The sequence below is a fragment of the Streptomyces sp. NPDC059788 genome, from assembly GCF_042732265.1.
In the GTDB taxonomy this organism is placed as follows: Bacteria; Actinomycetota; Actinomycetes; order Streptomycetales; family Streptomycetaceae; genus Streptomyces.
The window spans coordinates 65,646-83,522 of record NZ_JBHWHY010000028.1 but is presented as its reverse complement, the minus strand read 5'-3'; the positions used below and the strand labels follow the sequence as shown (position 1 = coordinate 83,522).

Below are 17,877 nucleotides of genomic sequence, written 5' to 3'. Positions count from 1 at the left end.
GCGCCCTACGACGACGGCTCCGGCGCCGTCAGCTCCTGGCTCAGCCACCCGAAGGCCGCCGGATACATCCGCGTCCATGTGCCGTAGTTGTGGCCCCCGGTCGGCAGCACCAGCGTTCTGACCCGGGTCCGGGTGCCTTCGGCGGCCTTCTTGAGGCGCTCGATGTTGCCGGGCGGGCTGATCGGGTCCTGCGCCGAGGTCGCCAGGAACAGCCCCACGTCGGCCTTGGCGTGCCGGACCAGCCACTGCGGGCTGTTGCGCTGGCGCAGCACCGGGTCGGCGAGCACGTCCGGGTCGCCGGTCAGCGGGTCGGGGTCGAAGGCCACGCCCGCGCCGAACGTCTTCGGATACTGCAGCGGCAGCTTGGCCGCGCAGAAGCCGCCGGTGGAGAAGCCCAGCAGGCCCCAGTTCTTCGGGCCCGGCGCGGTACGGAAGTGGTGGGCGATCAGATCCGGGACGTCGGTCGCCATCCAGGTCGCGGTCTTGCGGTGCGGGGTGTCGGTGCAGTCCGTGTCCACGCTGCCCGGGTTGACCACGGGCATGGCCAGGATGAAGGGGTGCGCCGCGTTGCCCTCGACGAGCTGCTGGAGGTCGCCGGGCATCCCGCCCTGTTCGAGCCAGGACTGCGGCGAGCCGGGCACGCCGTGCAGCAGCATCACGACCGGGAACCTGGTCTTGCGGTACGCCGGGTCGTCGTACTGCGGCGGCGTCCAGACCATCACCTGGCCGGACAGCTGGGACTTCGCGCCGCGGAAGTACGTGTCCTTGATGCCGTTCGGGCCGTCGTTGAACTTGGCGCGCCCGACCGGCGGGCCCGGCATCGCGACCTCGTCCTGCTCGGTGCCCAGCAGGTCGTCCCAGGACGCGTAGAGCCCGTAGCTGTTGTTGATGGCGACCGCGACGGCACAGATGGCGGTGAGCTGGCACAGGCCGATCAGCAGGACCCGGACCAGCCAGCGCAGGGGCCGTGGCCCCCGGGCTCTGCCCCACAACAGCAGCGTGGCGAGGACGGCGAGAACCGTCACGATCACCAGCACCACGAAGAACGGGGTTCCGGTCAGGCTCATCCGTGTCCCCTTCCACCGCTCGTACCACCATCGACGGTACGTGACGCGGCGTGCCGCACCCCGAAGCGGGCCCGCGCGCCGGGTGGTGTTCCGCCGCACGGGCCCGCCGGCGCGTCAGGGCAGCGCCGGCTTGCCGGTGGTGTACAGCCAGGTGTGGAAGAGGTCGCCGAGGCGCTGACCGGAGATCTTCTCCGCCAGCGCGATGAACTGCCGGGTGTCCGCGTTGCCGTGGCGGTGCTGCTTCGTCCACGCGGGCAGCAGCCTGAAGAACGCCCGGTCGCCGATCCGCTCGCGCAGCACCTGGAGCGTCATCGCGCCGCGCGTGTAGACCGCCGAGGCGAACATGGTGTCCCGCTGCGGGTCGCCGACCTTGATCTTCCAGAAGTCGGAGTCGGCGGGCCGGGCCGCGTACGCCGCGCGGAAGGCGTCGTAGGCGGTCCGGGTGCCCTTGTGCTCGTCCCACAGCCACTGCGCGTACGAGGCGAAGCCCTCGTTCAGCCAGATGTGCTGCCAGGTGCGGGGCGTGACCGAGTCGCCGAACCACTGGTGGGCGACCTCGTGGGCGATGGTCGTCTCGCTGCGCACGGCCGAGTAGACCGGCTTGGTCTGGGTCTCCAGCGAGAAGCCCGCCTGCGGCATGTCGTCGACGATGGCGCCCGTCTCCTCGAACGGGTACGGGCCGAAGACCTTCGCCCCGTAGTCGGTCACCGCGGCGGTGATGCCGTAGACGTCGACGGTCCCGGTCGGCAGCTTGGGATCGGTGGCGACGTAGATCGGGACGCCGCCGGGGGTGGTGCCGGTGCGGACGTCGAACTTCCCGATCGTGGCGGTGGCCAGGTACGTCGCCATCGGCTCGCGCTCGCGCCAGTGGAAGTACGAGCGCCCGTCCTCGTCGTGGCGGTCGACCAGCCGCCCGTTGGAGACGCCGGTCAGGCCCTCGGGCGCGTCGATGCGGATGTCGTACGTGGCCTTGTCGCCCGGGTGGTCGCTGGAGGGGAACCAGGTGGACGCGGCGTTGGGCTCGCAGGCGACGAAGACGCCGTCGTCGGTCTTCATCCAGCCGTAGTCCGAGCCGAAGACGATGGGCCCGCTGAGCGGCAGCGGCACCCCTGCGTAGACGACCTCGACGGTGAATCGTTCATCCTCTTCCAGCGGCCGCCGGGGCGTGACGGTGATCTCGTCGCCGGAGCGGGTGAAGGCGGCGCGTCTGCCGTCCACCTCGATCGAGGTGACCTTCAGCTTCTGGAGGTCGAGGTGGAAGGAGCTGAGGTCCTGGGTGGCGCGCGCGGTCAGTTCCGTACGGCCGTCGAGGCGGCCGGTGGCGGGCTCGTAGCTGACGCCGAGGTCGTAGTGCAGGGCGTCGAAGCCGCCGTTGCCGAGGTTCGGGAAGTACGGGTCGCCGACGCCCGGGGCGCCGGGGGACGCGGCGGGGGCCGCGGCGAGGGTGCAGGCGGCGGCCACCGCGGTGGCGAGGGGGAGCAGACGGGCGGGGCGACGTGCTGAGCGGGAGAGTGCCATGAGCCGTCCCTTCGAACACACGGATGTCGTCTGGTGCACAACCGCGCCGACTCTGCACTCTGCTGTCGCCATTCACGCCGAACTTTGCCAACTTGTCATGCCACACAGGCCAGTTGACGCTTCACCCGGACTGCTTTCCGGCCACGTAGAGAATCTTCCGGCAGGCGTCCTCGTCCGGGACGTCGGTCAGCTTGCGCCCCTCGACGCCGTGTGCGGCCAGCAGCCGCAGCCCCGCGGCGGCCAGCCGGCGGCGCACCGTGGCGTCGGAGTGGTGGTGGTAGAGGTGCCGGGAGGACACCCGGCGCCAGGAGTCGTCGCCGGTGCGCGCGAAGTAGTCGTGGGTGACGTCGACGACCGTGTCGGGCTCCACCGGCACGGGCCCGCCCCGCCACACGTCGAACCGTCCGTCCCGGTCCATGACCTTGGTGACCGCGTAGTCCCGCCGGAAGCTGCCCAGCGTCGTCATGTCGAAGACCACGACGCCCCCGTCCGCGAGCTGCCGCCCCAGGCCCGCGAACGCGGCCGCCAGCTCCTCGCCGCCCGACAGGTAACTCAGCGGCTCGCCCATGCACGTGACGACGTCGAAGGAGCCGAGGTCCGGCATGTCCCGCAGGTCGGCGACGGCGAACGGGGTGCCGGCCGCCTCCGGCTTGGCGCGGGCCACCTCGATCATCTGCGGCGAGAGGTCGCAGCCGGTCACCGTGTAGCCGAGGTGGTCCCGCAGGGCGAGGGTGCCGCGGCCGGTGCCGCACCCGGCGTCCAGCAGCCGCTTGCCGTCCGGGCCGTACCGGTCGATGAGCTTGCGGTAGAAGGTGATCCAGCGCAGCAGGTACGGGTCCTCGACGATGGTGTCGTAGTCCGCCGCGACCGCCTCGTAGGCGGCCAGCGCGGGGTCGGGCGCCGTGGCGCCGGCGTCGTGGGCTTCCTGCTGCGCGGACAAGGCACTACCTCCTGGGACCGGCCGGCGGGCGCCGCCGGCGCCCGCTGAATCTATGGTCGGCAAAACCGGCCGGTCAAGGCAGTGACGAAAGCCGCGGGGCCGGTGCGCGGGCGGCGCTCCCGCGCGCCCCGCACCGGCCCCGTGCCATCCCGGGCGCCCCGGTTCAGCTTCCGTTCCCGCCCGCCTCCGGAGTGCTCGCCGCGCCCTCCGGCGCGTTCTCCGGGTGGTGGCAGGCCACCTTGTGGCCGGTGCGCAGCGATACCAGCGGCGGCTCGGTGGTCGTGCAGACCTCGGTCGCCTTCCAGCAGCGGGTACGGAACCGGCAGCCCGAGGGCGGGTCGATCGGCGAGGGCACGTCGCCCTTGAGCAGGATGCGGTCGCGCTGGGTGCGCCGCTTGGGGTCGGGCACCGGCACGGCGGACAGCAGCGCCTTCGTGTACGGGTGCATCGGCGCCTGGTACAGCGCGTTCCGGTCGGCCAGCTCCACGATCTTGCCGAGGTACATCACCGCGATCCGGTCCGACACGTGCCGGATGACGGACAGGTCGTGCGCGATGATGACGTAGGTCAGGCCCAGTTCGTCCTGGAGGTCGTCCATGAGGTTGACGACCTGCGCCTGGATGGAGACGTCCAGCGCGGAGACCGGCTCGTCGGCGACGACCAGCTTGGGCTTGAGCGCCAGCGCCCGCGCGATGCCGATGCGCTGCCGCTGGCCGCCGGAGAACTCGTGCGGATAGCGGTTGTAGTGCTCCGGGCTCAGCCCCACCAGCTCCAGCAGCCGCTGCACCTCCTTCTTCACACCGCCCTCGGGCTCGACCTCCTGGAGGCGGAAGGGGGTGCCGACGATGCCGCCGATGGTGTGCCGCGGGTTCAGCGATCCGTACGGGTCCTGGAAGATCATCTGTATGTCGCGGCGCATCGGGCGCAGCCGGCCCGGCGACAGATGGGTGATGTCGCGGCCCTCGAACTCGATGGTGCCGCCGGTGGGCTCGTCCAGCCGGGTGATCAGCCGGCCCATCGTCGACTTGCCGCAGCCGGACTCGCCGACCACGCCCAGGGTCTCCCCCGGCCGTACGTCGAAGTCGATGCCGTCGACCGCCTGCACCGCGCCGACCTGCCGCTTGAGCAGGCCCTTGGTGATCGGGAAGTGCCGTACCAGGCCGCGCACCTTCAGCAGCGGCGCGGCGGCGGCGCTCTCCTCGGTCCCGTCCGTCGTACCGGCCGCGGCGCCGGTCTGCTCAGTCTCGGTCACAGCTTCGGCGCAATCTCTTCGGTCCAGATCCGCGTCCGCTCCTCCTGCGCCAGGTGGCACGCGGCGAAGTGGCCTCCCCCGGCGTCGCGCAGCTCGGGGCGGACGGTGCGGGTGACGTCGTCCCCGGGGACGTCCGCGTACGGGCAGCGGGGGTTGAAGGCACAGCCGGAGGGGACGTTGATCAGGCTGGGCGGCGACCCCTTGACGGGGATCAGGCGTTCGGTCTGCTCCCGGTCGATGCGCGGCATCGAGCCCAGCAGGCCCCAGGTGTACGGGTGCTGCGGTTCGTAGAAGACCTTGTCCGCCGGGCCGCGCTCCACGCAGCGGCCGCCGTACATCACCAGCAGCTGGTCGGCCAGTTCGGCGACCACCCCCAGGTCGTGGGTGATGATGATGACCGCCGAGCCGAACTCCTTCTGGAGGTCGCGGATCAGGTCCAGGATCTGCGCCTGGACGGTCACGTCCAGGGCGGTGGTCGGCTCGTCGGCGATCAGCAGCTCGGGGTTGTTGACCAGCGCCATGGCGATCATCGCGCGCTGGCGCATACCGCCGGAGAACTGGTGCGGGTGGTCGTCCACCCGCTTGTCGGGCTGCGGGATGCCCACCCGGTCCAGCATCTCGACCGCCCGCTTGCGCGCGGTCTTCTTGTCGACCTTGTTGTGGACCCGGTACGCCTCCACGATCTGCGCGCCGACCGTGTAGTAGGGGTGCAGCGCGGACAGCGGGTCCTGGAAGATCATCGCCATCTCGCGGCCGCGCAGCCGGCGCACCTCGTCCGGGTCGGCGCCGACCAGCTCCTTGCCGTCCAGCCAGATCTCCCCGGACATGTCCACCTTGCTGCGCTGCTGCCGGGAGGCCCGGTGCAGGCCCATGACGGCGAGCGAGGTGACGGACTTGCCGGAGCCGGACTCGCCGACGATTCCGAGGGTGCGGCCCTTCTCCAGGGAGAAGGACAGGCCGTCCACCGACTTCACGATGCCGTCGTCGGTGGGGAAGTGCACCTTCAGGTCGCGCACTTCGAGGAAGGCGGTGGGCGCACCGGAGCCGGCCGGTGCCGGTTCGCCGACCGCGGCCCCGGTCTTCGTCAGGTCCGAAGCGGCGGCGGGCGGCCCGGCCGGGGCGGGGCCGGGGGCGGTGGGTCCGGCGCGGTGGCCGGCGGTGGAGTCTGGGGAGTCGGTCACGAGAGCCTCACCCGCGGGTCGACGGCGGCGTACAGAACGTCCACCACCAGGTTGCAAATGACGATGAAGAACGCGGCGAGCAAGGTGACGCCGAGGATGTTCGGCAGGTCGTTGGCGTTGATCGCCTCGACGGCGAACGCGCCGACGCCCTTGAGCGAGAAGACCTGTTCGGTGATGAGCGCACCGCCGAGCAGCAGGCCCAGGTCCATGCCGAAGACCGTGATGACCGGGGTGAGCGCGGCGCGCAGGCCGTGGCGCACCACGACCCTGCGCTCGTCGAGCCCCTTGGCGCGCGCGGTACGGATGTAGTCCTCGCTCAGCGTCTCCAGCATGCCCGCTCTGGTCAGGCGCGCATAGAGGGCTGAGTAGAGGAAGGCCAGGGTGACCCAGGGCAGTACCAGCGTCTGGGCCCACATGAACGGGTCCTCGAAGAGCGGCACGTAGTCGCTGCGCTCGAAGATCGGCCACTGGTAGGTGAACAGGGCCAGCGCCAGCGCGCCGGTGAAGAACATGGGCAGGGACACACCGGCCAGCGCGACGCCCATCGCGAGCCGGTCGAAGACCGAACCGGGCCGCAGCGCGGAGAGCACGCCGGTGGCGACGCCGGAGACCAGCCACACGACAGCCGCGCCGGCGGCCAGCGAGAGGGTGACCGGCAGCCGGGCCTGGATCTCGGGCCAGACCTCGATGTGGGTCTTGAAGGAGTAGCCGAAGCACGGCACGTGGCACGTGGCCGCCTCGGGACCGAACTTGTAGTCGACACCGGCGAAGATGCCCTTGAGGAAGTCCCAGTACTGCACGAAGACCGGCTTGTCGAAGCCGAGGTTCTTCTTCACCGCGGCGATGTCCGCGGCCGACGGGGCCTTTCCGATGTACTGGCCGGCCAACTGGTCGGTGGTCTGTCCGGCCAGTTTCGGCAGCACGAAGAAGATGCCGAAGGTGACCGCGCTGACGATCAGCAGCAGAATCACCGCGCTGATCAACCTGCGGATGATGTACGCGAACACGGGACTGCGGCGTCGGCGCCGCGGACCGGACCGGCCGGCCCGCGGACACCAATGCCTTCACCTGCCTTCCGGGGCTGCTACTTCTTGACGCCGATGTTGATGTAGTCGTACTCACCGCTGTAGGCCGAGGTGGACACCAGGTTGGTGGCCTTCGGCGAGCGGTACAGCAGGATCTTGAAGTAGGTCAGCGGAACGATGACGGCCTGCTCCATCGTCTTCTTGTCGATCTCCGCGTAGTCCTTCTCCCGCTTCGCCTTGTCGCTGGTGGCGATGGCGTCGTCGAGCAGCTTGTTGATGCCCTCGTCGTCCAGCTCGGAGATGTTGGAGTTGCCGGACTTCTGGATCGCCTTGCCGTTGACGATCTGGTTCAGGTAGCCGAAGCCGGTCGGGTAGTCCGAGCCCCACTGCATCATCATCAGACCGACGTTGTTCTTCTTGGTGAACTCCGGCACGCCCGCGTAGTCCGAGAAGTACTTGCCGCTCGGGTACGTCTGGATCTTGGCGTCGATGCCGATCTTCTTCAGCGAGCCGACCACCGACGTCGCCGCGTCCACCTCGTCCTGCCGGTCGTTGCGGGCGGTGATCGTGGTGCTCACGTTGCCGGCGCCGCACGCCTGCCACTGCTTCTTGGCCTCGGTCAGGTCGAGGTTGTCACCGTTGTACTTCTGCGGGTACAGGTCGAACTTCTGGTACCCGGCGAGGTCCGTCGGCAGCACGGTGGAGGCGATGTCGCCGCGGATCGGCCCGCCGAGCGCGGTCTGCACGGCCTTCTTGTCGATGGCGTACTGCACGGCCTTGCGGCACTCGGGCTTGTCGAACGGCGCGACCTTGGTGTTGATCGCCACGTAGGACAGGCGCTGGCCGAGCGCGTTGTCGGTGTTGCCCTTGTCCTTGGAGTTCGTCAGCAGCTGGGCCTGGGTCTGGGCGTCCACGCCGCGCCCGGCCATGTCGATGTGGGTGTTGCCCGCCTTCAGGTCCTTGTCGATCGTCGACTGGGCGACCTTCATCTTCAGCACGATCTTGTCCGGCAGCTGCTTGCGCAGCGGGTCGGTGGCGGCCGACCAGTTCGGGTTGCGGACGAGGATGACCTGCTTGCCCTCCTCGTAGCTCTCGAACTTGTAGCTGCCGGACGAGGCGATGTTCTTGGTGTAGTCCGCGCCCTTGTCCCTGGCCTTCGGCACCGGCGCGGTCTGCGGGGCGCTGACCAGGTAGTCGAACTCGGCGAAGGGCTGCTTGAGGCGGAAGACGATGGTCTGGTCGTCCGGCGTCTCGATGGACTTCAGGCCCTCCTGGCCGGTGTCCTTGTACGGGCCCTTGTAGCCGCCCTCGTTGTCCTTGAGATACGTCTGGAAGTAGTTCGGGCCGAGCGAGAGGACGTCGCGCGCGAAGTTGCTGCGCTCGACGGCGTACTTGACGTCCTTCGAGGTGATCGGCTTGCCGTCGTCGTACTTGAGGCCCTTGCGGATCTTGTACGTCCAGGTCTTGTTGTCGTCGCTGGACTTGCCCAGCGACTCGGCCAGGTCCGGCGCCAGCTCGTTGCCCTTGGGGCCGGGTCCCGGCTTGAAGGTGGTGAGCGGGCGCGCGTACAGGCGGCTGAAGTTCCAGACGTAGGCGTAGTACGTGTTGCCCGGGTCGAAGGACTCGGGGGCGTCGCTCATCGCGTAGGTGAGCGTGCCGCCCTTGTCGTCCGAGGCGTTGACGATGCCCTTGGTGGCGGCGTTCGCCTCCGACGAGCCGCTGCCCGAGCTCTTGCCGCTGCAGCCGGACAGCAGGAGGCCCGCACTGGTGAGGGCCGCGATCGCCGCGACCGGGACTGACCTTCGCATAATGGTCGGTTTCCCCTTCGTAGATCGGAAACTTGGGTGGGTGCCTACGGGCGTACGGGCCCGGGCGGTGTCAGCGGCTGCGCGGGTCCAGCGCGTCCCTGAGGCCGTCGCCGAGGAGGTTGAACGCCAGCACGGTGACGAAGATCGCGAGGCCGGGGACGAGCATGTACTGCGGATCGACCTCGTAGTACTTGACCGCCTGGTTGAGCATCCCGCCCCAGGAGGCCTGGGGCGGCTGGATGCCGACGCCCAGGAAGCTCAGCGCCGCCTCGAAGAGGATGTTGGAGGGGATCAGCAGCGTCGAGTAGACGATGATCGGGCCCACCAGGTTGGGCAGCAGCTCCCGGAAGAGGATGAACGGGCCGCGGGCTCCCATGCCGCGTGCGGCGTCCACGAACTCCCGCTCGCGCAGCGAGAGGGTCTGGGCCCGCACGATCCGGCCCATGTACGGCCAGTTGAAGAATCCGATCACGAAGATCAGGACGGAGATGTGCAGCGGCAGCCCTTCGAGCCCGAAGGCGCCGCCCTGGAGCGAGGCCGAGATGGCGATGGCGAACAGCAGCAGCGGGAACGCCAGGAAGACGTCCATCAGGCGGCTGATCAGCGCGTCCACCCGGCCCCGGTAGAAGCCGGCGACCACCCCGAGCACGGCGCCGAGGGCCACCGACAGCAGCGTCGCGCCGAACGCCACGATCAGCGAGACCCAGGAGCCCTCCAGGACCCGCGCGAGCAGGTCGCGGCCGAACTTCGGGTCCACGCCGAGCGGGTGGTCCAGGCTCATGCCGCCGAAGTCGCCCTTGGGCAGCGTGGTGTTGGTGTCGATGAGGTCCTGGTGGGGGCTGTTGGGGTCCAGGCCCAGCCAGGACTGGATCGGCCGGGAGAGCGCCGCGATCAGGATGAGCAGGATGACAACGATGGCACCCGCGACCGCGACCTTGTCGCGCCGGAAGCGCAGCAGGGCGATCTGGCCGAGCGAGCGTCCCTCGATCTTCTTGCTCTCGACGCCTTCCAGCACCGCTTCCGGCTGCGCTTCGGCAGCCGCCCCGGTGGTCTCGATCGGTGCGGTCACGGTGCCTTTGACCCCTCTCGGCCGGCGCCGCCGGCCCACGCGCGCCGCGGTGTGCGCGGCCTGGTTCACATCACTGGTGTGATGCATGCATCTGGAGCAACTGGGAAAACTGGAACAGCTGGAGCAACTGGAACGTGTGAAGCGGGCGTTGCGAAAACAGGTGTTGCAGATGTTGCGGGCACAGCAGATGCCGCGGAACGTCACGCGACGACGAGCGGAAGATCTCTCGCACACAAGGCCGAAGCCCTCTGCTGCGGGAGTCTTCATCCGAGTCGCGATCACTCACCAGCCCTGGCCGGGAATGGATGCGTAACTGTGATGTGGCCCACGGTCTTCCGTTATGCGGACACACGCCCCGACTGAGCGGTTCGCACACCCCCGCGAAGAGGTCAACTTACGGGCAGGGGCGGCCATTTCGGGCTGCGGAAGGCGGCGGAGGACCGTCGCAGGGCGTGCCGGACCGACGGGCGGCGGGGAAAACCGGCCCGGGACGGCTCAGGCAGCGGACGTACCGGAAATGGACAGCGGGACGACAGGACGGTCAGTAAGGACGCGGGTAGCCGTACCCGTACGACGGCGCGGGGGCGGGCGCGGGCACCGGGCCCGCCGCGTAGGCGTCCCGGTCGAAGAAGGGCCGCGCATTGGCCCGCATCCACATCCCGACCGGGTCGTACTCGTCGTTCATCGCCACCGTCGAGACCGGCAGCCCCTCGGGCACCGCGCCGATGGACTGCTGGATCATCAGCCGCACCGAGTCCACGGCCGGCTGCCCCGTGTCGTACAGATCCAGGCCGATCGCCAGGTACGGGGCGCCGAGCGCGGGCTGCACCCAGGCCCGGCGCAGGGAGCGCACGGCGGGCGTGCGGTGCGCGTTCTGCCCCAGCAGGGCGTAGAACTGGGGGATCTCGATGACCGGTTCGGTGATCCGCAGCGGGCCGGCCGGCAGCCGGTCCAGACCGCCCGCGATCCGCCGCAGGTCCAGCCAGGGGATGCCGACACCGCCGCCGGGAGCGTGCGGATTCAGCCACAGGCCCCAGCGGTCGGGAAAGAGGGTGGCCGCGATGTCCCGGCCGTAGACGACCTCGTGGGCACGGTTCCAGCCGCTGGCGGCCAGCTCGGGGGCGGAGGTCACGCACGGCGCGTAGCCGAGCCCGTCGACCTCCATGTTGCCGTACTGCGCATCGGGCGAACCGGCCTGGCCGTGCCACAGCAGCATCCAGACCTGACCGGCGGCGAGCGCCTGCAGCAGCGCCTCGTAGGCGTCGTACCGACCGGGCGTGACCTGTTGCAGCATCTGCTCGACCTGCCCGGCAGCCGCTCCCTGATGCGCACCCGCGCTCACGTGGTCCGTCCCTTCCTGTCGGCAGGCACGTGGGGTACGCCTGCCGGTTGCAACAACAGCTTAGAGCCTGCGTACGGGCCCCGGTCGGATCAGCACACGCCGCTTGCGGACACGGTAAGGAGCACTCCGGGCCGGCCGGGGCGCGGACCCGGGGTGCTGCGGAAGGCCCGCCCTACGCGACGTCGCGGGAGTAGAAGGGGCGGACCCGCTCCAGCATCCAGTCGGCGACCGGGTCGCCCTGCGCGAGGTCCAGCATGACCAGTTGAACGGGCCAGGTCAGCGGCGTCCCGCCGAGGGCCCGCCCGAGGGCCGCGGTCACGGCGTCCCGTACGGCCGGGTCGTGCGGCGCGACGGCCGCCGCGTCGACCTGGACACCGACGAACAGCGCGGGCGCGTCCCCCTCGACGCTGGCCAGCGCGCGGCGCGCGGCGACCACGAAGCCCGCCGCCGAGAACTCCAGTCCGGCCGCGGCCAGGAAGTCCACCGGCTCCTCCTGCCAGTCCGGCTCGAACAGCCGGACCCGGGCGCCGCTCGGCACGCCGGGCTGGTCCGGGCGGTCGCTCCGGCACAGGGCGGCCACCGCGTCCGGCGGCAGCGGCACGCCGACCGTGCCCTCCGGGTTGACCGCGATGCCCATCAGCGGCGGCAGGCCGCGCGCGAACTCGGCGGCCGGGGCGACGGTGAAGGACATCTGCGGCCCGGCCACCCGCTGGAACTCCTGCTCGGAGCTGAAGACCGGGACGTACGCGGCCGAGCCGATCTCGACGGTGGGCAGGTCCAGGCCCGCCCGGCCCAGCCCGGCGCTCTCCGGGCCGCCGCCCTTGGGCAGCGGCACCCATATACGGCTGCGGCCCAGCACCTCGACGATGCGGGCGCCCGCCCCCGGGTGCCCCACCGAGGCGGCGAGCACCTCCTCCAGTTCGTTGGCGGGCCACCCCAGCTGCGGAATGCCCTGCTCCGGAAAGTCCATCTCCACCCACCCGCTTCGTACCGCGCCGCGTCCGCGCCTGACGCCCAGCCAGGTGACTGGCGGCCGGCCCAAGGGGCGGACACAGGCTCTTACCTGGTCGACGACCCTAACGCCAGCAGACGGGAGGGGGCCTGGTGCGTCCGGATGACCACCGAACGCGCGCGAGCGGTTGCGGACCGTGCGCGACGCTCCGAAGGTTGCTCCAGGGTGATCTTGCCCTGCCGTTCCTACAGAAAGGCATCTCTCCTGATGGCAACGCACCGGACCGCCACCGCCCTCGTCAGCGCCGCCACCGTCGGCACCCTCGCCCTCGGTGCCGTGGGTTCCGCGTCCGCGGCGGAGGAACCCAAGCCCCCGGTCCGCAACCAGAGCGTCATCGTCGACGACATCGGCAGACTGGCGGACGCCTCGGCCGAGCTGGCCGACAAGGCCGCCGACAGCCGCGGCCACTCCGTGCAGGTCAGGGCCGCGCGCACCCACCTGGACACCGTCCTGGCCGACGCGCAGCGGCTCGCCGACGTCCTGAACAAGGACTCCGACCGCTCGGTGTCGGCCGACACCGTCCAGCTGCGCAGGGTCTCGCAGCAGCTGCGCACACAGGTGGACGAGCTGTCCGAGCGCCGGGCCCCGGCGCCGGGCGAGTCCTCCGACGCCGTGAGCGTGGTCGGCTCGGTCTCCCGGTCCGTCACGGACATCTTCAAGATCCTGGGCCTCGACAAGCTGCTCGGCGACCTGCGGCAGCAGCCGGGCGCACAGCCGGCCGAGCAGCCCGCCGCACCGGCCACCAACCGGCCGGCCCAGCCCGCCGCGCAGCCGGCCGCCGCGCCCGCGGACGACCAGCCGGCCGAGCAGCCCGCCGAGCAGCCGGCCGCCCAGCCCAAGGCCCCGATCAGCGACCCGCAGCCGACCGCCGACACGGCGCCGCAGCCCGCGGACACCCGCCAGGAGCAGCCCGCCGACGCGCCGCAGCGGCAGGGCGCGGAGCAGCCGCAGCGGCAGGGCGCCGGCGCGCTGCTCAACTCGGTGCTGTCGCTGCCGACGGTGCTCGTCAAGGCCCTGGGCCTCTAGATCGGCCCGGCTCCGAGCGTCCGGAGGAGGCGCAGATGCGGGAGATATGCCAGAGCTAGGACCGGTCCTGACGGGCCGTACGGGACCTTCCGTACGGCCCGTCAGACGTACGGCGTACCGGACATATAGCGACATCCGGCACGGCAGGCGTGACGCCTACCGGGCGCGCGGACCGGTCCCGGCCGCGCGCCCGGCCTCACTCGAAGCCGACCCGCCGCAGCGCGCCCGCCGCCGGCCGGTCCAGCAGGACGGCCGAGGTGAAGCCCGCGGGGAGCCGGGCCGTCCGGGCGCGGGCGGCCAGCCGCCGCACCGCCCGCCGGTGCCGGGCGAAGGCGTAGCCGGACACGCCCCGCCCGCGCGAACGCTGACCGGAGAGCGCGACCTCGGGCGGCACGTCCAGCAGCAGCAGGTGCAGGCCGCGCCCGCCGCGCCGGGCCTCGCGCGCCAGCCAGCGGCGCACCCAGGCGAGCGTGCCACAGTCGTGCACCACCACGCTGCGCCCTGAACGCAGCGCCCGCCGCAGTCCCAGGTAGTGGGCGGCCCTGACCAGCGGCCGGTAGAGCGCGTACGGCAGCCGGCGCAGCCTGCCGCGCTCCCAGCGCTCCCGTACGTCCTGCGAATCGACGCGGTGCACGGCCGCGCCCTGGAGGTCGAGGGCGGGCACCACCCGGAGCATGAGCGTGCTCTTGCCGCTGCCCGGCAGGCCGGAGACCACCACCACGTCACCCGCCACGAAGAGCAGCCCGGTCACCGCGCGCGGTGACCGGCCGTCCCGGAGGTCGACGATGTCCACCGGCGGCGCGTCCGGCGCCGCGGCCCGTACCCGGCCGGGGCGGACCACCCCGCGCGGCAGCCGCCTGGGCCCCGGCACCGCGGCCGGGGTCGGCTCCGGGACGCAGCCCGGGGGCACGCCTCCCGGACTCGTCGCGAATGCGGCTTGCCTGTGCACCGTGATCGCCCCTCCCGGTCCGGTGATTCCGTCCCCTTACCCGCAGAGTGTCAAGAAAAGGTAATGCGCTTCAAGGAAACCGCTCGATCCGTACACTCCCCGGACAGCCTCGTGACACCACTGCGAACACCGGTACGACCTTGGCTCCTGCATCCGGCGATCCCGTGCAATGATGTGCGCGCCAAGTGCGGGACCACACCCAACAAGTGCGTCGCCGTACGGGTGCCACGCTCAGCCAACTGCATACCGGCCGCTTGAATCCGCGCGGGAGAGTCCCCGGCCGTCACGGCGGGGCGCCGAAGGAGCAAGTCCTCCCTTGAATCTCTCAGGCCCCGATACCGCGCGGGCGAGGCAGATCTGAAAAGCGGGCCGCCGTGGTGTGGCTCCACCCAAGGTGCAAACCGGGACCGGTGACGGCCTTCCGGTGAACCTCTCAGGTTCCGATGACAGATGGGGAGACCGTCCTGTCACCCATGCCCGGGAGCCCCACCATGACCCAAGCCCCCCGCCGGACCGCACTGGACGCGACGCACCGCGCGCTCGGCGCGACCATGACCGACTTCGCCGGATGGGACATGCCGCTGCGCTACGGCAGCGAGCGTGACGAGCACGTCGCCGTCCGTACCCGCGCCGGCCTCTTCGACCTCTCCCACATGGGCGAGCTCACCGTCACCGGGCCGCGCGCCGCCGACCTGCTGGACCACGCGCTGGTCGGCAACATCGGCGGCGTCGCCGTCGGCCGCGCCCGCTACACCATGATCTGCGACGCCGAGGGCGGCATCCTGGACGACCTGATCGTCTACCGCCTCGGCGAGACGGAGTACATGGTCGTCGCCAACGCCTCCAACGCCCAGGTCGTGCTGGACGCGCTCACCGAGCGCGCGAGCGGCTTCGACGCCGAGGTGCGCGACGACCGGGACGCGTACGCGCTGCTCGCCGTGCAGGGTCCGGAGTCGGCCGGCATCCTGAAGGCCCTCACCGACGCCGACCTGGACGGCCTGAAGTACTACGCCGGGCTGCCCGGCACCGTCGCCGGCGTCCCGGCGCTGATCGCCCGTACCGGCTACACCGGCGAGGACGGCTTCGAGCTGTTCGTCCGCCCGGCGGACGCGGTCGCCCTCTGGGAGGCGCTGACCGCGGCGGGCAAGGGCGCGGGCCTGGTGCCCTGCGGCCTGTCCTGCCGGGACACGCTGCGCCTGGAGGCGGGGATGCCGCTGTACGGGCACGAGCTGACCACCGGCACCACCCCGTTCGACGCGGGCCTGGGCCGGGTCGTGAAGTTCGAGAAGACGACGAACGACGGCGACTTCGTGGGCCGTGCCGCCCTGGAGGCCGCCCGGGACCGCGCCGAGACCGAGCCGCCCCGCAAGCTGGTCGGCCTGATCGCCGAGGGCCGCCGCGTGCCGCGCGCCGGTTACCCGGTCGTGGGACCGGACGGCGCCGTCATCGGCGAGGTCACCTCCGGCGCCCCCTCCCCCACCCTCGGCAAGCCCGTCGCCATGGCGTATGTGGACGCCGCGCACGCCGCGCCGGGCACCGCCGGTGTGGCGGTGGACATCCGCGGCACCCATGAGCCGTACGAGGTCGTGGCCCTGCCGTTCTACAAGCGCCAGAAGTGACGTGTCTGCGCCTCATCCGTCTCACCTGTCAAGACCCCCGCACCGAGCACGCCCCCGCATCCAGGAGAATCAAGACATGAGCAACCCCCAGCAGCTGCGCTACAGCAAGGAGCACGAGTGGCTGTCGGCCGCCGAGGAGGGCGTCTCGAAGATCGGCATCACCGAGCACGCCGCGAACGCGCTCGGCGACGTCGTCTTCGTGCAGCTTCCTGAGGTCGGTGCCACGGTCACGGCGGGCGAGACCTGCGGTGAGCTGGAGTCGACCAAGTCCGTCAGCGATCTCTACTCCCCCGTCGACGGCGAGGTCACGGAGATCAACGAGGACGTGGTGAGCGACCCCTCGCTGGTGAACACCGCCCCGTTCGAGGGTGGCTGGCTGTTCAAGGTGAAGGTGAGCGGCGAGCCTGACGACCTGCTCACGGCCGACGAGTACACCGCCTTCACCGGCTGATACGCCCACCCGCCGCCCGGCGGGGCCGTGCGCCCCGCGAACCCCAGGAAGAGTCATGTCGCTTCTGAACAGCTCCCTCCACGAGCTCGACCCCGACGTCGCCGCCGCCGTCGACGCCGAGCTCCACCGTCAGCAGTCCACCCTCGAAATGATCGCGTCGGAGAACTTCGCCCCGGCCGCCGTCATGGAGGCCCAGGGCTCGGTCCTCACCAACAAGTACGCCGAGGGCTACCCGGGCCGCCGCTACTACGGCGGCTGCGAGCACGTCGACGTGGTCGAGCGGATCGCCATCGACCGCATCAAGGCGCTCTTCGGCGCCGAGGCGGCGAACGTGCAGCCGCACTCCGGCGCGCAGGCCAACGCCGCCGCGATGTTCGCGCTGCTCAAGCCGGGCGACACGATCATGGGTCTGAACCTCGCGCACGGCGGGCACCTGACCCACGGCATGAAGATCAACTTCTCCGGCAAGCTCTACAACGTGGTGCCCTACCACGTCGACGAGGAGTCCGGCGAGGTCGACATGGGCGAGGTCGAGCGCCTGGCCAAGGAGACCCGTCCGCAGCTGATCGTGGCCGGCTGGTCCGCGTACCCGCGCCAGCTGGACTTCGCGGCGTTCCGCCGGATCGCCGACGAGGTCGGCGCGTACCTGATGGTCGACATGGCGCACTTCGCCGGCCTGGTCGCGGCCGGGCTGCACCCCAGCCCGGTGCCGCACGCCCACGTCGTGACCACCACCACGCACAAGACCCTCGGCGGTCCGCGCGGCGGCGTGATCCTGTCCACCCAGGAACTGGCCAAGAAGATCAACTCGGCGGTCTTCCCGGGCCAGCAGGGCGGCCCGCTGGAGCACGTCATCGCGGCGAAGGCGGTGTCCTTCAAGGTCGCGGCGAGCGAGGAGTTCAAGGAGCGCCAGCAGCGCACCCTGGACGGCGCGCGCATCCTCGCCGAGCGCCTGACGCAGTCCGACGTCACCGAGCACGGTGTCTCGGTGCTGTCCGGCGGTACGGACGTGCACCTGGTCCTGGTGGACCTGCGCAACAGCGAGCTGGACGGCCAGCAGGCCGAGGACCGCCTCCACGAGGTCGGCATCACGGTCAACCGCAACGCCGTCCCGAACGACCCGCGCCCCCCGATGGTCACCTCGGGCCTGCGGATCGGCACCCCGGCGCTGGCCACCCGCGGTTTCCAGGCGGAGGACTTCCGCGAGGTCGCCGACATCATCGCCGAGGCGCTCAAGCCGTCGTACGACGCCGACGCGCTCAAGGCCCGGGTGACCACCCTGGCCGGCAAGCACCCGCTGTACCCGTCGCTGTGACCGGCTCCGCGGCCGTCGCTGCGCCGGCTCCACGCCGTCGCCGCGACCGGCTCGCGGACGCCGCTGTGACCCGCGCCACCCGGCCTGCGGCAGCGCGCCTGCGCGGCGCGTCCGCCGCGGCCGTGTGACGCGTTTCATGAAGTACGCCCCGCGAGGCGCCGCCGAGGCGGTGTCCGCGGGGTGAACAGGCCGTGGGCCCCCGGGGGGTTTCCGCACCCCCACGGCGGTTTGGACCGCCAAAACTCTAAGTTAGGCGACAAAACCAGGGATGGGGTCCCGAAGCACTCTCGGGCCGACGCCCCC

16 protein-coding genes and 1 riboswitch are annotated in these 17,877 nt (G+C 71.1%); of the genes, 5 read left to right on the top strand and 11 right to left on the bottom strand.

Going from position 1 to position 17,877, the window contains the following annotated elements; translation table 11 throughout:
* Positions 1-5: 5 nt before the first annotated feature.
* The 8 genes from ACFV57_RS24510 to ACFV57_RS24475 form a co-directional block, all read right to left on the bottom strand.
* Positions 6-1,067, bottom strand: coding sequence for an alpha/beta hydrolase (locus ACFV57_RS24510; protein WP_385236103.1), 1,062 nt, complete (start codon positions 1,065-1,067; stop codon positions 6-8).
* A gap of 114 nt (positions 1,068-1,181) precedes the next feature.
* Positions 1,182-2,585: a M1 family metallopeptidase gene (locus ACFV57_RS24505; RefSeq protein ID WP_385236100.1), complete on the bottom strand. Its 1,404-nt coding sequence runs from the start codon at positions 2,583-2,585 to the stop codon at positions 1,182-1,184.
* 121 nt (positions 2,586-2,706) lie between these two features.
* Positions 2,707-3,525: a class I SAM-dependent methyltransferase gene (locus ACFV57_RS24500; protein ID WP_385236097.1), complete on the bottom strand. Its 819-nt coding sequence runs from the start codon at positions 3,523-3,525 to the stop codon at positions 2,707-2,709.
* A gap of 163 nt (positions 3,526-3,688) precedes the next feature.
* Positions 3,689-4,777, bottom strand: a complete 1,089-nt coding sequence (locus tag ACFV57_RS24495) for an ABC transporter ATP-binding protein (RefSeq protein WP_385236094.1) — start codon at positions 4,775-4,777, stop codon at positions 3,689-3,691.
* Complete coding sequence (locus tag ACFV57_RS24490) at positions 4,774-5,865, bottom strand: ABC transporter ATP-binding protein (RefSeq protein ID WP_385236238.1); 1,092 nt, start codon at positions 5,863-5,865, stop codon at positions 4,774-4,776. Before ACFV57_RS24490 ends, ACFV57_RS24495 begins: the two co-directional genes overlap by 4 nt.
* Positions 5,866-5,954: 89 nt before the next feature.
* On the bottom strand, positions 5,955-6,965 hold the full coding sequence (locus ACFV57_RS24485) for an ABC transporter permease (RefSeq protein WP_385236091.1): 1,011 nt from the start codon (positions 6,963-6,965) through the stop codon (positions 5,955-5,957).
* Between the two features lie 77 nt (positions 6,966-7,042).
* Positions 7,043-8,791, bottom strand: a complete 1,749-nt coding sequence (locus ACFV57_RS24480) for an ABC transporter substrate-binding protein (RefSeq protein ID WP_385236088.1) — start codon at positions 8,789-8,791, stop codon at positions 7,043-7,045.
* 70 nt (positions 8,792-8,861) lie between these two features.
* Positions 8,862-9,860, bottom strand: a complete 999-nt coding sequence (locus ACFV57_RS24475; protein ID WP_385236085.1) for an ABC transporter permease — start codon at positions 9,858-9,860, stop codon at positions 8,862-8,864.
* Between the two features lie 85 nt (positions 9,861-9,945).
* Here ACFV57_RS24475 and ACFV57_RS24470 point away from each other — a divergent pair, with 85 nt between their 5' ends.
* Entirely contained in the window at positions 9,946-10,173 is a 228-nt protein-coding gene (locus tag ACFV57_RS24470) for a hypothetical protein (protein WP_385236082.1), read from the top strand.
* A gap of 228 nt (positions 10,174-10,401) precedes the next feature.
* Here the strand turns inward: ACFV57_RS24470 and ACFV57_RS24465 are convergent, their stop codons facing one another.
* Together ACFV57_RS24465 and ACFV57_RS24460 are read right to left on the bottom strand one after the other, a co-directional pair.
* Entirely contained in the window at positions 10,402-11,202 is an 801-nt protein-coding gene (locus ACFV57_RS24465) for an enhanced serine sensitivity protein SseB C-terminal domain-containing protein (protein ID WP_385236079.1), read from the bottom strand.
* 172 nt (positions 11,203-11,374) lie between these two features.
* Positions 11,375-12,172, bottom strand: a complete 798-nt coding sequence (locus ACFV57_RS24460; protein WP_385236076.1) for an enhanced serine sensitivity protein SseB — start codon at positions 12,170-12,172, stop codon at positions 11,375-11,377.
* 249 nt (positions 12,173-12,421) lie between these two features.
* Here ACFV57_RS24460 and ACFV57_RS24455 point away from each other — a divergent pair, with 249 nt between their 5' ends.
* A complete protein-coding gene (locus ACFV57_RS24455; protein WP_385236073.1) occupies positions 12,422-13,240 on the top strand; it encodes a hypothetical protein in 819 nt (272 codons plus the stop codon).
* A gap of 196 nt (positions 13,241-13,436) precedes the next feature.
* On the opposite strand, the gene ACFV57_RS24450 is transcribed toward ACFV57_RS24455, so the two are convergent.
* Complete coding sequence (locus ACFV57_RS24450; protein WP_385236235.1) at positions 13,437-14,195, bottom strand: AAA family ATPase; 759 nt, start codon at positions 14,193-14,195, stop codon at positions 13,437-13,439.
* Between the two features lie 249 nt (positions 14,196-14,444).
* Positions 14,445-14,540: riboswitch (glycine riboswitch) on the top strand.
* Positions 14,541-14,680: 140 nt separating this feature from the next.
* Here ACFV57_RS24450 and gcvT point away from each other — a divergent pair.
* From gcvT to glyA, 3 genes are all read left to right on the top strand, one after another.
* A complete protein-coding gene (gcvT, locus tag ACFV57_RS24445) occupies positions 14,681-15,808 on the top strand; it encodes a glycine cleavage system aminomethyltransferase GcvT (protein WP_385236070.1) in 1,128 nt (375 codons plus the stop codon).
* A 76-nt stretch (positions 15,809-15,884) separates the two neighbouring features.
* Positions 15,885-16,259: a glycine cleavage system protein GcvH gene (gene gcvH, locus ACFV57_RS24440; protein WP_385236067.1), complete on the top strand. Its 375-nt coding sequence runs from the start codon at positions 15,885-15,887 to the stop codon at positions 16,257-16,259.
* A gap of 55 nt (positions 16,260-16,314) precedes the next feature.
* Positions 16,315-17,574: a serine hydroxymethyltransferase gene (glyA, locus tag ACFV57_RS24435; RefSeq protein WP_385236064.1), complete on the top strand. Its 1,260-nt coding sequence runs from the start codon at positions 16,315-16,317 to the stop codon at positions 17,572-17,574.
* Positions 17,575-17,877: the final 303 nt, after the last annotated feature.